11 protein-coding genes and 2 tRNA genes are annotated in these 13400 nt (G+C 74.4%); 8 read left to right on the top strand and 5 right to left on the bottom strand.

What is annotated here, in order from left to right; genetic code table 11:
* Positions 1-372: 372 nt before the first annotated feature.
* From ACFVXG_RS10595 to ACFVXG_RS10565, 7 genes are all read left to right on the top strand, one after another.
* On the top strand, positions 373-690 hold the full coding sequence (locus tag ACFVXG_RS10595) for an Lsr2 family protein (protein WP_030056585.1): 318 nt from the start codon (positions 373-375) through the stop codon (positions 688-690).
* A gap of 140 nt (positions 691-830) precedes the next feature.
* Positions 831-903 (top strand) — tRNA-Gly (locus ACFVXG_RS10590).
* Positions 904-943: 40 nt separating this feature from the next.
* Positions 944-1019 (top strand) — tRNA-Gly (locus tag ACFVXG_RS10585).
* 213 nt (positions 1020-1232) lie between these two features.
* Complete coding sequence (locus tag ACFVXG_RS10580) at positions 1233-2243, top strand: ABC transporter ATP-binding protein (RefSeq protein ID WP_387926227.1); 1011 nt, start codon at positions 1233-1235, stop codon at positions 2241-2243.
* Positions 2240-3064 (top strand): ABC transporter permease, encoded by an 825-nt coding sequence (locus ACFVXG_RS10575; RefSeq protein ID WP_387926225.1) that lies wholly within the window; start codon positions 2240-2242, stop codon positions 3062-3064. Before ACFVXG_RS10580 ends, ACFVXG_RS10575 begins: the two co-directional genes overlap by 4 nt.
* A 91-nt stretch (positions 3065-3155) precedes the next feature.
* The gene (locus tag ACFVXG_RS10570; protein WP_387926223.1) at positions 3156-4388 is read left to right on the top strand and encodes a sensor histidine kinase; all 1233 of its coding nucleotides are present in this window, start codon (positions 3156-3158) and stop codon (positions 4386-4388) included.
* Between the two features lie 13 nt (positions 4389-4401).
* Positions 4402-5025 (top strand): response regulator, encoded by a 624-nt coding sequence (locus tag ACFVXG_RS10565; protein ID WP_387926221.1) that lies wholly within the window; start codon positions 4402-4404, stop codon positions 5023-5025.
* A 42-nt stretch (positions 5026-5067) separates the two neighbouring features.
* Here ACFVXG_RS10565 and ACFVXG_RS10560 read toward each other — a convergent pair whose 3' ends face one another.
* The 4 genes from ACFVXG_RS10560 to purD all read right to left on the bottom strand — a co-directional run bounded on the left by ACFVXG_RS10560 (position 5068) and on the right by purD (position 11489).
* Positions 5068-5967, bottom strand: a complete 900-nt coding sequence (locus ACFVXG_RS10560) for a phosphoribosylaminoimidazolesuccinocarboxamide synthase (protein ID WP_387926220.1) — start codon at positions 5965-5967, stop codon at positions 5068-5070.
* An 89-nt stretch (positions 5968-6056) separates the two neighbouring features.
* On the bottom strand, positions 6057-7595 hold the full coding sequence (locus ACFVXG_RS10555; protein WP_387926218.1) for a N,N-dimethylformamidase beta subunit family domain-containing protein: 1539 nt from the start codon (positions 7593-7595) through the stop codon (positions 6057-6059).
* Between the two features lie 358 nt (positions 7596-7953).
* Positions 7954-9534: a hypothetical protein gene (locus ACFVXG_RS10550; protein WP_387926216.1), complete on the bottom strand. Its 1581-nt coding sequence runs from the start codon at positions 9532-9534 to the stop codon at positions 7954-7956.
* 707 nt (positions 9535-10241) lie between these two features.
* Positions 10242-11489, bottom strand: coding sequence for a phosphoribosylamine--glycine ligase (purD, locus tag ACFVXG_RS10545; protein ID WP_387926214.1), 1248 nt, complete (start codon positions 11487-11489; stop codon positions 10242-10244).
* A 364-nt stretch (positions 11490-11853) separates the two neighbouring features.
* Between purD and ACFVXG_RS10540 the strand changes: the two genes are divergently transcribed.
* The gene (locus tag ACFVXG_RS10540; RefSeq protein ID WP_387926212.1) at positions 11854-12639 is read left to right on the top strand and encodes an SLATT domain-containing protein; all 786 of its coding nucleotides are present in this window, start codon (positions 11854-11856) and stop codon (positions 12637-12639) included.
* Positions 12640-12685: 46 nt separating this feature from the next.
* On the opposite strand, the gene ACFVXG_RS10535 is transcribed toward ACFVXG_RS10540, so the two are convergent.
* A complete protein-coding gene (locus ACFVXG_RS10535) occupies positions 12686-13333 on the bottom strand; it encodes a hypothetical protein (RefSeq protein WP_387926210.1) in 648 nt (215 codons plus the stop codon).
* Positions 13334-13400: the final 67 nt, after the last annotated feature.

Here is a 13400-nt window from a genome sequence, read left to right as displayed (position 1 = left end):
CCCAGGACCCTTACGCCACAAGGGTTCCGACACCCCCGCCCCCCGCCCCGGCCGGCGCGTTTCCGGGGATTCGGGGCGCCGAACCGCGCTGCCCGAAGAACACCCGAATACGGCACTTGGGGACAGATCCGCCCGTCCCGCACTCTGGTATCCGGCAGTCCCGCGAAGACTCGTGAATATCCGGAAAAGAATGCCGGACTCTTCGATTTCGACCCCCTTCGGGTGCAGAATAGGGCCACCTGTCGCGGCAAGTGCTGCGTATCCGGCGGGCCACCAGGCCTGCCCGTATGCGCTTGCGCGGGTTGGTGCACATCAGGCCGGCGGTCGCACTCCGCGAACCGGCGGCCGAATTGCCCGAGAGGATTGACACCCATGGCTCAGCGTGTAGTTGTCACGCTCTCCGACGACCTGGACGGCGGCGCCGCCGCAGAAACCGTCCACTTCGGCGTCGACGGGAAGTCGTACGAGATCGACCTGTCCGTGGACAACGCGGAAAAGCTGCGGGAGGCCCTCGCTCCGTTCGTCGCGGCCGGCCGTCGCCAGAGCCGCACCGGAAAGTCCTTCCGCCGCACCGCGCTCACCCCGGACCCGGCCGCCGTGCGCGCCTGGGCCCTGTCGCGCGGCATGGAACTCCCGGCCCGCGGACGCATCCCCAAGCACGTGTACGAGGCGTTCGCCGAGGCGAACTGACCTCGTCGGGGCACGCCCCGGTCGCCCCGCCCGCCTGGTCCGAAAGGGTGGGGCGACCACCCCGAACGATGCTGTAGAGTATTCCTCGTCGCCGCAACGGAGAGATCCGAAGAGGCGGCGGGTGCCCCACCAGGCACCATGCGGACGTAGCTCAGTTGGTAGAGCATCACCTTGCCAAGGTGAGGGTCGCGAGTTCGAATCTCGTCGTCCGCTCGCAGTGCGCGAGCACAGCACAACTCAATAGTTTTACCCTGCGGACGTGGCTCAGTTGGTAGAGCATCACCTTGCCAAGGTGAGGGTCGCGAGTTCGAATCTCGTCGTCCGCTCCAGAGCGAAGGCCCCCTCGATCGAGGGGGCCTTCGACGTTTCCGGCTCCGGTTCGCTTCCTGTTTCCTTTCGGCCCGCTTCCGGCCAGCTTCCGGTGATCGCCGCCCGGAAGCTCCTCCCCCATGACATTTGTCATCGCCGACCCGTGGATCCGCACCGTCGGTTCATGACGGCGCGCACTGCCCGCCCGGCCGTACCGGCGGAAGGCTTGGGGCATGGAAAAGAGCCACCCCGCCCGCCGCGACGACAGTGTGATCGAGGTCACCGGCCTGCACCGCCGCTACGGCACCGGCGCCGCCGAGTACCACGCCGTCCGCGGCGTCGACCTGACCGTCGGTCGCGGCGAGCTGTTCGCCCTGCTCGGCACCAACGGCGCCGGCAAGACCTCCACCATGGAGGTCATCGAGGGCCTGGCCGCGCCCGGCGCCGGCACCGTCCGGGTGCTCGGCCACGACCCCTTCGCGGAGCGCGCCGCCGTCCGGCCGCGGATCGGCATCATGCTCCAGGAGGGCGGCTTCCCCGGCGAGCTCACCGCCGCCGAGACCGGCCGCACCTGGGCCGGGATGACCAGCGGCGCCCGCCCGGTCGCGGAGGCGCTGGAGCTGGTCGGCCTCGGCCACCGCGCCGACGTCCGGGTCAAGCAGCTGTCCGGCGGCGAACGGCGCCGGCTCGACCTCGCGATGGCCCTGCTCGGCCGCCCCGAGGTGCTGTTCCTGGACGAGCCCAGCACCGGCCTCGACCCGGAGGCGCGCGCCGCCGTCTGGCGGCTGGTCCGCGAACTGCGCGCCCAGGGCACCACGGTGCTGCTCACCACCCACTACCTGGAGGAGGCCGAGGAGCTCGCCGACCGACTGGCCATCATGCACGGCGGACAGGTCGTCACCACCGGCACCGTCGCCGAGGTGATCGCCGGCCGGCCCTCCCGGATCACCTTCGAGCTCCCGGAGTTCGCTGGGGCCGCGCTGCCGGTCCTGCCCGGCGCCGAGGTCACCGTCGACGGCCGCAAGGTCACCGTGCAGAGCACCGGCCTCCAGGACACCCTCACCGACCTGCTCGGCTGGGCCCGGCACCACGGGATCGCGCTCGGCGCCCTGGACGCCCGCAGCGCCTCGCTGGAGGAGGCCTTCCTCGCCATCGCCTCGGAGGCCGCCCACCAGGCCCCGCCCCAGGCCCCTGCCGCCCCCGGCCGTCCCGCCCGCCGCCGCCTGATCGGATCCGCCCGATGACCACCGCCACCACCGCCACGGGTGCCCCGAGCACCACCGCCCGCCGCCTGCTCGCCCTCGGCCGCGCCGAGGCCACCCTGCTGCTGCGCAACCGCACCGCCCTGTTCACCGCGGTGGTGCTGCCGGTGGTGCTGATCGGCTCGCTGCGCAGCATCCTCAAGCAGCAGGCCGAGAACACCCCCGGCCTGGACATCGACTCGATGCTGGTCTACGGCGCGGTCGGAATGGTCCTGGCCTTCGTCGTGTACTACAACCTGACCGCCGCGTACGTCGGGCGGCGCGGCGAACTGGTCCTCAAGCGGCTGCGCACCGGCGAGGCCGGGGACCTGGAGATCCTGCTCGGCACGGCAGTCCCCTCGCTCGCCCTCGGCCTGCTGATGGCCGCCCTGATCGGGGTCGGCGGCAGCGTCGGCCTGCACCTGGCGGTACCGGTCAACCCGCTGCTGATGCTGGTCGGCCTGGTGCTGACGCTGGCCACCATGATCGCGCTGGCCGCGCTGTCCAGCGCCTTCACCAAGACCGTGGAGAGCGCCGGCATCACCACCCTGCCGGTCATGCTGGTCATGCAGTTCGGCTCCGGCCTGTTCGTCCCACTGGAGGTCATGCCCTCCCAGCTGGCCGACGTCTGCCGGCTGCTGCCGACCACCCCGGCCTTCCAGCTGATCCGGGTCGGCTGGTTCGGCACCGACGGCTCCGCCGCCCCGACCGACTTCCTGGGCAGCTGGGGCGCCGCCGCCCCGCACCTGGTCACCGGCACGGTCTGGCTCGGCCTGGCGGTCTGGGGCGCCGTCCGCTACTTCCGCTGGGAGCCGCGCCGCTGACCAGGGCGAACGGGAAACCGAAGGATCCACCCCCGGCCCGCCTCTGATATGAAGGCAGCGACACGATCGTGACTCAGACGGGGGAACTGCGATGGTCCGGGGGCCGATCCGCCGCTGGAAGGGCTACGGCAAGCCGCAACGCGCCGAGCTGTACTTCCGCTGGTCGCTCTACCTGGTCGCGTTGATCGGGCTGCCGGTGAACCTGCTGGCCAGCGCCTCCTCGGTACGGATCACGGGCTCGGCCTCCGTCGCCCGGGTCGCCCTGGTGCTGTCCCTCGCCTCGGTCCTGGTCACCCTCCGGGCCTACCGCACCTCCCTCGACCACTACCTGGGGCGACCCAGCACCCACCGCCGTTGGCTGACCGTCAGCGCCGTCCTCGCGGTCGGGGGCTCCTGGGCCCTGATGCTGCTCGGACCGTCCTCCGACGGACTGCCACCCCATTCCGGCCCACCGTTCACCATGGTGATCGCCGCCGCCCTGGTGGGCGGGGCCGCCGGACCGGCCGGGGTGGGCCTGCCGGCGCGCTGGGCCTTCGTCGGCGCGGTCGCCGCGCCGCTCGCGGTCGCTCCCCCGATGCTGCTGGCCGGCATCGGCCTCCCCACCACCACGGGATGGGTGGTGGGAGCCGTCATCGGCACCCTCGTCCTGATCGGCAGCTGCCGCAGCGCCGCGTGGGTGACCGCCGTCGTCTGGGAGCTGGACACCGCCCGCGAGGCCCAGTCCCGGCTGGCCGTCGCCGAGGAGCGGCTGCGCTTCTCCCGCGACCTGCACGACGTGATGGGCCGCAACCTCACCACCATCGCGCTGAAGAGCGAGCTCGCCGTCCAACTCGCCCGGCGCGGGCGCCCGGAGGCCGCCGAGCAGATGTCCGAGGTGCAGCGGATCGCCCAGGAGTCGCAGCGGGAGGTCCGGGACGTCATCCGCGGCTACCGCACCGCCGACCTGCGCGCCGAGGCGATCGGCGCCCGGGCGGTGCTGCGCTCCGCCGACGTCGCCTGCGAGATCGACCTCGGCGAGAACGCCGACGGGCTGCCGCTGCCGGTGCAGTCGGTGCTCGGCTGGGTGATCCGCGAGGCCACCACCAACGTGCTGCGGCACAGCGAGGCCGCCCGCTGCCTGATCCGGCTGCGGCAGGAGGACGGCCGGGCGGTGCTGGAGCTGGAGAACGACGGGGTGCCCGCCGAGCCGTTGCCCTCCCCGGGCGGCGGCACCGGGCTGCGCGGCCTGCGCGAGCGGTTGGCCGCCCACGAGGGCGAACTGACCGTCCCGACCGCCGTACCCGGTACCTTCCGGATGCTCGCCACCGTCCCGCTGCCGACCTGAGGGAGACCGCCCGATGACCGAGGACACCGCGCCCGTGCGCGTCCTGCTCGCCGACGACGAGCACCTGATCCGCGGCGCGCTGGCCGCGCTGCTCTCGCTGGAGGACGACATCGAGGTGGTCGCCCAGGCCGGCTCCGGCCCGGAGGCGCTGGCGATGGCCCAGGCGCACCGGCCGGACGTCGCCGTGCTGGACCTCCAGATGCCCGGCAAGGACGGCATCGAGGTGGCCGCCGAGCTGCGCCGGCTGCTGCCGGACTGCCGCTGCATGATCGTCACCGGCCACGGGCGTCCCGGCTACCTCAAGCGGGCCCTGGAGGTCGGGGTGCGCGGCTTCCTGCCGAAGACCGTCTCGGCGGCCGACCTGGCCGGCATCATCCGCACCGTGCTCTCCGGCGGCCGGTACGTGGACCCGGAGCTGGCGGCGGACGCGATCAGCGCCGGCGAGACCCCGCTGACCCCGCGCGAGACGGACGCCCTGGAGCTGGCCGCGGACGGCACCCCGATCGCGGAGATCGCCGAGCGGGCCGGGCTGTCCCAGGGCACCGTGCGCAACTACCTGTCCTCGGCGGCCACCAAGCTGGGCGCGGAGAACCGGCACGCGGCGGTGCGGATCGCCCGCGAGCACGGGTGGATCTAGGGCCGGACAGGCCCAAGCACTCGCGGGCGTCACCGCCGCGGCTCAGACCCAGCTGGTGCCGGTCAGCCGCTCGTACACCTCGATGTACTTGGCCCGGGTCTGCTCGACCACCTCGGCCGGCAGCGCCGGCGGCGGCTGCTCGCTGTAGCGGTCCCAGCCGGAGGCCGGGGAGACCAGCCAGTCGCGGATCAGCTGCTTGTCGAAGGACGCCTGCGAGCGGCCCGGCTCGTACTCGTCGGCCGGCCAGTAGCGGGAGGAGTCCGGGGTGAGCACCTCGTCGCCGATGATCAGTTCGCCGTCCAGCAGGCCGAACTCGAACTTGGTGTCGGCCAGGATGATGCCGCGGTCGCGGGCGATGTCGCGGGCCCGGGCGTAGACGTCCAGGGTGGTGCGGCGCACCTGGTTGGCCAGCTCGGCGCCGATCCGGCGGGCGGTCTCCTCGTAGGGGACGTTCTCGTCGTGCTCGCCGACCTCGGCCTTGAGGGCCGGGGTGTAGATCGGGGCGGGCAGCTCGGAGCTGTTCTCCAGGCCCTCCGGCAGGGCGATGCCGCAGACCGTGCGGCTCTCCCGGTACTCGGTCAGGCCGGAGCCGGCCAGGTAGCCGCGGGCGACCGCCTCGACCGGGATCATGTCCAGGCTCTTGCAGATCAGCGTGCGGCCCTTCCAGTCGGCGGGGGCGCCGGCCGGGACCTCGGTGGAGATCACGTGGTTGGGGACGATGTCGGCGATCCGCTCGAACCACCACAGCGAGAGCTGGGTGAGCACCCGGCCCTTGTCCGGGATCTCGTTCGGCAGCACCCAGTCGTGGGCGGACATCCGGTCGCTGGCCACCATCACCAGCTCGCCGGACCCGGTGCGGTACAGGTCGCGCACCTTGCCGGTGTGCAGGTGGACCAGGCCGGGTACCAGCACCGGCTCGGGCTTGGTGACAAATCCGCTCAAGGTGTTCAGTCCTCAGGGGTCGTTCACGGGCGTGGGGCACCGCGAAAGGGGAGGTCACTGCCCCCGCAGTCTTTCACGACCGCTGGACGTCAGTTCTTGCAGAGCCGGTCCAGCAGGTTGGCGGTGGCCCGCTGGACCCGTTCGTCGGTGAGTCCGGGGCGGCCGAGGGCGGGCGACCAGGCGAAGGTCCCGGCCGCGAAGACGTACGCGCCGCTGGGCGCCCGGTACAGCGAGGTCTCCTGGTAGCGGGTGCGGCCGGCCAGGTCCCGGTACGGCGAGTGGGCCAGCAGCACCCGCTCGGTGTGCTCGGGCAGCGCGACCTTCGGGTAGTACCGGTCGGCCTCCCCCGCCACCAGGCCGGGCAGCTCGTCCCCCTCCTGCAGCCCGGTGCCGTCCCAGAGCCAGTGCGCGGTGTGCCGGGCGACCAGCGGGACGGGCGCGGCGACCCGGCCCGAGTACTGCACGCCCAGCAGGTGCTGCTCGGGCTCGCCGGCGTCCCGCCACAGCGCGCTGGCCGCACCGGGGACCCCGGCGGCCGGACTGCCCGGGCCGACCTTCTGCCGCTTGCGGCAGTTGAGCAGCCGGTTGGGTTCGCCGGAGGCGGCGGCGGTCAGCTCGACCCGCCAGTACATGGTGTTGGCGGACAGGAAGACCAGCGAGGTGCCGCCGTCCCGGGCCCGCTCGGCGGTCCGGCGCATCGGCTCGGACCAGTACTCGTCGTGGCCGGGGAAGACCAGCGCGCGGTGCTCGCCCGGGTCCACCAGCCCGGCGTGCAGGTCGGTCGCGGTGGCGTAGGAGAGGTCGTAGCCGTAGCGCTCGGCCCAGCGGATGAAGTCGTACGCGTGGCCGACGTGCAGCGGCAACCCGGCGGTGGCGTGCGGGCGGTCGAACGAGACCGTGACGGCCGCCTCGGGCTCGCCGACCAGGCCGCCCCGGTCGTCCCAGGCGTGGTAGAGGCTGGCGCCCGTACGGCCGTCCTCGGGGAACAGGTTGTACGCCTGCCAGGTCACGTCCGGGACCACCAGGAGCAGTTCGGCGGTCCGCCCCTGATCGGCGAAGTCCCTTACGGTGAACGGGATGTGGCTGCGGTGCGCCATGTCCGCGGTGGTCAGCACGGCGACGTACGCGCCGGGCTGCCAGTGCAGCGGGACCTGCAACCGCCAGGAGTGCCACCAGTGGTGGCAGGAGACCGTCCGCTCGACCACCAGCGGGGCGGGCTGGGCCAGACCGGCGATCAGCGGACTGGACGTCATGTGGCGCGCGCCGTCACCGCCGTAGTGGCCGATCCGGTAGACGTCCACGGTGAACTCGCGCGGCGGGTTGACGGTGACCCGGAAGTCCACCGAACCGCCGGGGCGGATCACCCCGGCCGAGGCGAAGCCCTTGATCTGCTGGTCCACGTCGTTGGAGCTCTGCGGGGTGCCGACCGGCGGCTTGGGCCGCACGCCCGCCGACAGCGGCTGCTGGCCGGGCGCGTCCACCGAGACATACCAGGGCACGGCGCCCTCGGCCCCGGCCAGGTACTGGTCGGGGCTGCGCAGCCAGGGCAGCGGGCCCTGGCCGAAGGGGTCGGAGACGCTGTACGCGTGCGTGCCCGACTCCCAGCGGCGGTTGAGTTCGGTCCCCACGCGCCCCTCCCAGGTGCACTTCCGTGAATCCCTCGCTCGCCTCCGGGCGCTCCTGACCCGGTGTCGACGTTCCTCGCTCCGGCGCTCGCTGCCCTCGCTCGTCGCTCGTCGCTTTCGACACCGGCGCGCCCTTCGGCTCCCGAGGCCCGGTTGGCACGTGCCCCCCGGATGTGCGTGCGGTCTAATACACCACACAGTGCTGGCGCTCCGTCACCCCACGGTAGCAATTGGTGTCGGCAATCTCGGGCCCCGCCGGGACAGGGCCCCCGGCCTGCGGAGACGGCCGGCGGCCGGGGCCCCCGGGGGCGCGTGCCGGGGCGCCGAGCGCCTCCCGGGGCCGCAGGATCCTCAAGGGGCCTCAGAGGCGGACGGGCTTCTCCAGACGGACCTCGGCGGCGTCCAGCCAGGCGCGCAGCGGGCCGTCCTGGCCCTGCTCCACCGCCTGGGCGACCGGTCCGGCCAGGTCCGTGCGGCGCACCCCGCCGAGCAGCAGCACCGGGCCGTCCAGCCAGTCCAGGCCGGGGGCGCCGCCCGCGGTGTCCACGGCGGCGCAGCAGACCATCGCGGTGACGTGGTCCACCAGCAGGTCGCGGCCGGTGCGGTCGGGCTCCAGCAGCGGGGCCGGGGTGGTGGTGCGGGCGAGCTGGGCGGCCAGGGCGGCGGCCAGCTGCTCGCCGTCGCCCTCGGCGAGCCGGGCCAGCAGCCGGGTGAGGGTCGCGGCGCCCGGGCGGGACTGCGGGGCGAGCCGGTCCAGGGCGGCCTGGAGGGCGGCGGCCCGGGCCCGCCAGCCGGCGTCCACCACCTCGGCCGGGTAGTCGGCCCACTCCAGCTCGTGCCAGGCACCGGCCGCCGGGCGGCCGAAGAACAGCTCGGCGGCGAGCCGGGAGACCGCCCGGTCCACCGTGCCGGGCTCCTCCAGCAGGTCGCAGGCGGGGCGGTCGCCGAGCCGGGTGCCGTAGCCGTCGGCCAGCCGGTCGCGGCGGGACAGCTCGGTGAGCGCGGCGACCACGCCGGCGTTCAGGTGCGCGGGGTGGCGGCCGAGCCGCCAGGCGGGCAGCGCGACCCGGGTGAGCAGCCGGTCCCAGCCGGCGTAGGCCAGGCCGACCTGCTCCTGGGCGGCGATCCGCAGGCCGTAGTCGACCGTCCTGGCCTGCTCGGAGGCCCAGCTCGCGACGGACCGCTCCAGCTCGGCGGAGTGGCCCCGGCAGGCGCCCAGCAGTCGGCGGGTGATCCGCCGGGCGATCCGGTCGGCGAGCCGGGCCGGGCCGCGACGGGGCGGGGCGGGCGGGGCCGCCAGGGTGCCGCCGCCGAGGCCGGGGGCCGCGCCCGCACCGGAGTCCAGACAGGCGTCCAGGCTGCGCAGGAAGCGGCGGGCGGCGGCGATCTCCGGGTCGGCGGAGGCGGCGGTGCCGGCCACCACGGGGGCGAGCAGGGCGCGCAGTTCGCCGGCCCGCATCCACCACAGGAAGGGCGAGCCGATCACCAGGACCGGCGCGGGGGGCTCGGGGTTCGGGCGCAGCGGGCGGGGGCGGCGCGGCGGCGCGACGTCCTCCAGCCAGCTGTCGCAGTCCGGGGTGAGGGCCACCGCGGACGGCGCCGGGACGTCCAGCCGATCGGCCAGTTCGTCGATCAGGCGGTACAGCTCGGGGGCGCTCGCCCGCTCGACCGGCACGGCCGGGATCTGCGGCGGCACGGCCCGGCGCAGCGCCCGGGCGGTCAGCCCGGCCACCAGCAGGGTCAGCGCGGCGACCGAGCAGACCACCCAGCGGGCGGCGTCCCAGCCGGCGGCGTCGGAGGAGCCGGCGGCCCCGATCCGGCCGGTGAACCGGCCCGCGAGCAGGACCACCGCCACGGCGGCGGGCAGGACGGCCGCGGCCAGGGCGAGGCCCCGGATCCGCAGGACCGCTTGGGCGTGAGCGCGCGCGGTGTCGACGGCCATACGGTGCGGCACCCCCTTCGGAGCCCTCGGGCACCCGGTACGGGCCCTGAGCCGACTCGAAACGATCAGTTCCGACCGGGAAGCGGAGGCGTCCGATCCCCGGCAGTGCATGCTGTGTGGCGCTACTGACATTTTCGACGCCCCGGTCCGGGCGGGCGTTCCGGATCTCCCCGGTTTCCACTCGTCCCGGTGACGCCGCCAGGTCGTCCGATGACGCCGCCCGGCCGCCCGCGACCGGTCCGGTGCGAAGCACCGGGCGACCGTCCGGCCGATCGCCGTCCAGCATCCCCCCGCGGGCGCGCCACTACCCGGCGGCGACCCCGGCGCACGGCACCGTCGGACGGCGATCCAGCGCACCATAAGGCCGGGCGCACGGTTACGTCAGCCGGATGCGGGCGCTGTCACCCGATGGGCTGGAATCCGCCCGCCGAACGGTGCGTCGGGCCCCCGAACCGCTCCGGCCCGGGAAACGCCCGGGTCGCTGCGCCCTGCGGGTTGTTCTGCCTCTTCAGGGCTCGCTCGCCTCCGGGGCGCTCCTGACCCGGCGCCGACGGTCGGCGCTCCGGCGCTCGTGCCTCGCTGGTCGCTTCTCCCTTTCGGCACCGGCGCGCCCCTTCGGCTCGCTCGCGGGCACACCGCCGCAGCCCCCAACTGCCGCGGCCCCCGTGCGAAGGGTTCGCACGGGGGCCGCCGGGATCGCGGTGCCGTCAGGCGGTGGCCGCCTTGAGCGCGATGTCGGTGCGGTGCTGGCCGCCCTTGAGGGAGATCCGGTCCAGGGCCGCGTACGCGCGGTCGCGCGCCTCGGCCAGGTCGGTGCCGGTCGCGGTGACCGACAGGACGCGGCCGCCGGCGCTGAGCACCCGGCCGTCCTGGTCCGCCTTCGTCCCGGCGTGCAACACGTACGCGGTGCCGTCCGCCTCGGCCTCGGCGAGGCCCTCGATCGGGTCGCCGGTGCGCGGCGCGGCCGGGTAGCCCTCGGAGGCGACGACCACGGTGACGGCCGCCCCCTCGTCCCAGCGCAGCGGCTCCAGCTGGTCCAGGGTGCCGGTGGCGGAGGCGAACAGGACGCCGGCCAGCGGGGTGCGCAGCCGGGCCAGCACGACCTGGGTCTCCGGGTCGCCGAAGCGGGCGTTGAACTCGATCACCCGGGTGCCGCGCGAGGTGAGCGCCAGGCCCGCGTAGAGCAGGCCGGAGAACTCGGTGCCGCGGCGGCGCAGCTCGTCCACGGTCGGCTGCAGGACGGTGTCCAGCACCTCCTGGACCAGCCCGGCGGGCGCCCAGGGCAGCGGCGAGTAGGCGCCCATGCCGCCGGTGTTGGGGCCCTCGTCGCCGTCCAGCGCGCGCTTGAAGTCCTGCGCGGGCTGCAGCGGCAGCACGGTGGTGCCGTCGGTGATGGCGAACAGCGAGACCTCGGGGCCGTCGAGGTACTCCTCGATGACCACGCGCTCGCAGGAGGCGGCGTGCGCCAGCGCTTCCGCGCGGTCGGAGGTGACCACGACGCCCTTGCCGGCCGCCAGGCCGTCGTCCTTGACCACGTAGGGGGCGCCGAAGGCGTCCAGCGCCTCGGCGGCCTCCTCTGCGGTGGTGCAGACGTAGGAGCGGGCGGTGGGCACGCCCGCGCCGGCCATCACGTCCTTGGCGAAGGCCTTGGAGCCCTCCAGCTGCGCGGCCGCGCCGGAGGGACCGAAGACCGGGATGCCGGCCGCGCGCACGGCGTCGCCGACGCCGGCCACCAGCGGGGCCTCGGGGCCGACCACCACGAGGTCGGCGCCGAGGGTCGCGGCCAGTTCGGCGACCCGGGCGCCGTCCAGCTGGTCGACCGGGTGGACCGTCGCCACCTGGGCGATCCCGGCGTTGCCCGGGGCACAGTGCAACTCGGTCACGGAGGGATCTTGGGACAGGGAGCGGCACAGGGCGTGTTCGCGGGCGCCGCCGCCGATGACGAGGACCTTCACGCAGGCAGCGTAGTCGGTGGCCTGTTCCGGCCGCTCTCCGGTCCCGTCCGATCCTCCAGGAAGAGCGGTCCGTACACCGATTACGTAGGAGGATCCTCCAAGTCCGGACGGGCCGGATGCGCGCCGGGTGCACGGGTCAGGACGGCGGGTCACCGGACCCTCGCTCGGACGGGTGAAATCCCGCGACCCCCGCAACCCTCCCACCTCGTGTTCCGGTGGCCGAAACCGGTAACGATCACCGGGGAAGCGCCCCGCGGTCAGCCATTTGGCGGTAAGAAGTGCTGTTGGACAACGACCGGCAGACGTCACGTCAGCCGATGCGCCGACAGACCATGCCGCCCGCCCGCCACAGGGAGCCCCACAGGTGAGCCAGCCGGAAATGCAGCCCGAGGAGAGTGCCTGGGGCAAGGAGATCGGCGAGGAGGACCAGCCCGCCGCAGCCGTGGCCCGGCGGGCCCCCACCCGGCACCGGACCGATCTGAGCGCCCGCCAGTTCCCGCTCGGGGACTGGGGCGAGCCCGCGGAGCGGCTGGAGGAGCTCTACCGCTGGTCCGAGGAGCGGGCGGTCGAGGCGATCGAGTGGTACCGCCGGGACCGGATCTGGAAGCGCCGCTGGGCGCGCCTGCTGCGCTTCGGGTCGGCGGCCTTCGCGGTGGGCGGGCTGACCGCCCCGCTGCTGGACCTCGCCGGGGCGGTCGCCCACGGCACCAGCTGGGGCTACGTGGGCCTCGCCCTCTCCGCCGCCTGCTACGGCACCGACCGGGTCTTCGGCCTCACCTCCGGCTGGATGCGGGACGTCTCCACCGCGCAGGCGCTGCAACGCCGGCTGGAGGCCTTCCAGTTCGACTGGGCCTCGGAGTGCGTGCGCGAGGTGCTCGGCCCGACCGAGGGCACCGCGGGCGAGGCCGCCGAGCGCTGCCTGGGCGTGCTGCGCCGGTTCTGCGAGGACGTCTCGGACATGGTCCGCACCGAGACCTCGGAGTGGATGCTGGAGTTCCGCGCCTCGATGACCCAGCTGCCCACCCAGTCCGCGGGGACCTGGGGCGGCCGCACCGAGCCCGGGGTGGGCGCCCAGGTGCGGGTGTTGCCGCCGCCGGGGACGCGGCCCACCATGCCGCGCCAGCGACCGCCGGAGGGCCCGCTGCGGTAGGCCCCGCTGCGGCAGTCCTCGGCGGGGGCGTCAGGCGTCGGGGTCGCTACGCGAAGACGACCATCGAGCCCTGGCTGAGGCTCCGGGTCGCCGCCGCGTACAGCCCCGACCAGGCGTGCCGCTCCCGGGCGAAGGGGTGCAGGTCGTCGATCGGCGGCCCGAACGGCTGCTCCAGGCCGGTCGGGCCGAGCGGTCGGGTCGGGTGCGGCGGGTTGAGCGGGTCGATGCCCAGGGCCGGTGCCACGGCCTGCAGTTCGCGCAGCAGCCCGTGGCTGGAGCCGAGCGGGCCGCCGGCCGCGAGCAGCGTCTCGTCCACCAGCGGGGCCTGGAACTCGACCGGCACGTACGCCCCGGCGTGGTCGAAGTGCCAGACCAGGTGGGACTGTTCGGCGCTGCTCTCGAACATCTCCAGCAGCTGCTCGTAGTCGCTGCCGAGCGCGTCGACCGGGGTGATGTCCAGACCGGTGAGGCCCAACAGGTAGGCGCGGCGCAGGAAGTGCAGCGAGTCGTAGTCGAAGGCGGCTATCGGCTCGACCGCTCCGCTCAGCCCGGGGACGAACTGGTAGACCGGCACCTCGGGCAGGCCGCGCGAGGTCAGTACCGCGTTGTAGAGCGCGAGGTCGTCCCGGAAGGGGTTGTCGGGGCTGTGGCTCAGCACGTCCACCAGCGGGACGAGCCAGAGGTCGCAGGCCATGGCCGGCAGTTCCTCTCCGGACGGCGGGATCGCCCGCGGGGCGGGGCGACGACGGGGGGCGGGGTCG

This window comes from Kitasatospora sp. NPDC058162, from assembly GCF_042884005.1.
Taxonomy (GTDB): domain Bacteria; phylum Actinomycetota; class Actinomycetes; order Streptomycetales; family Streptomycetaceae; genus Kitasatospora.
Note: the sequence above shows the minus strand (reverse complement) of the source record. Positions and strands in the feature narration are given on the sequence as shown.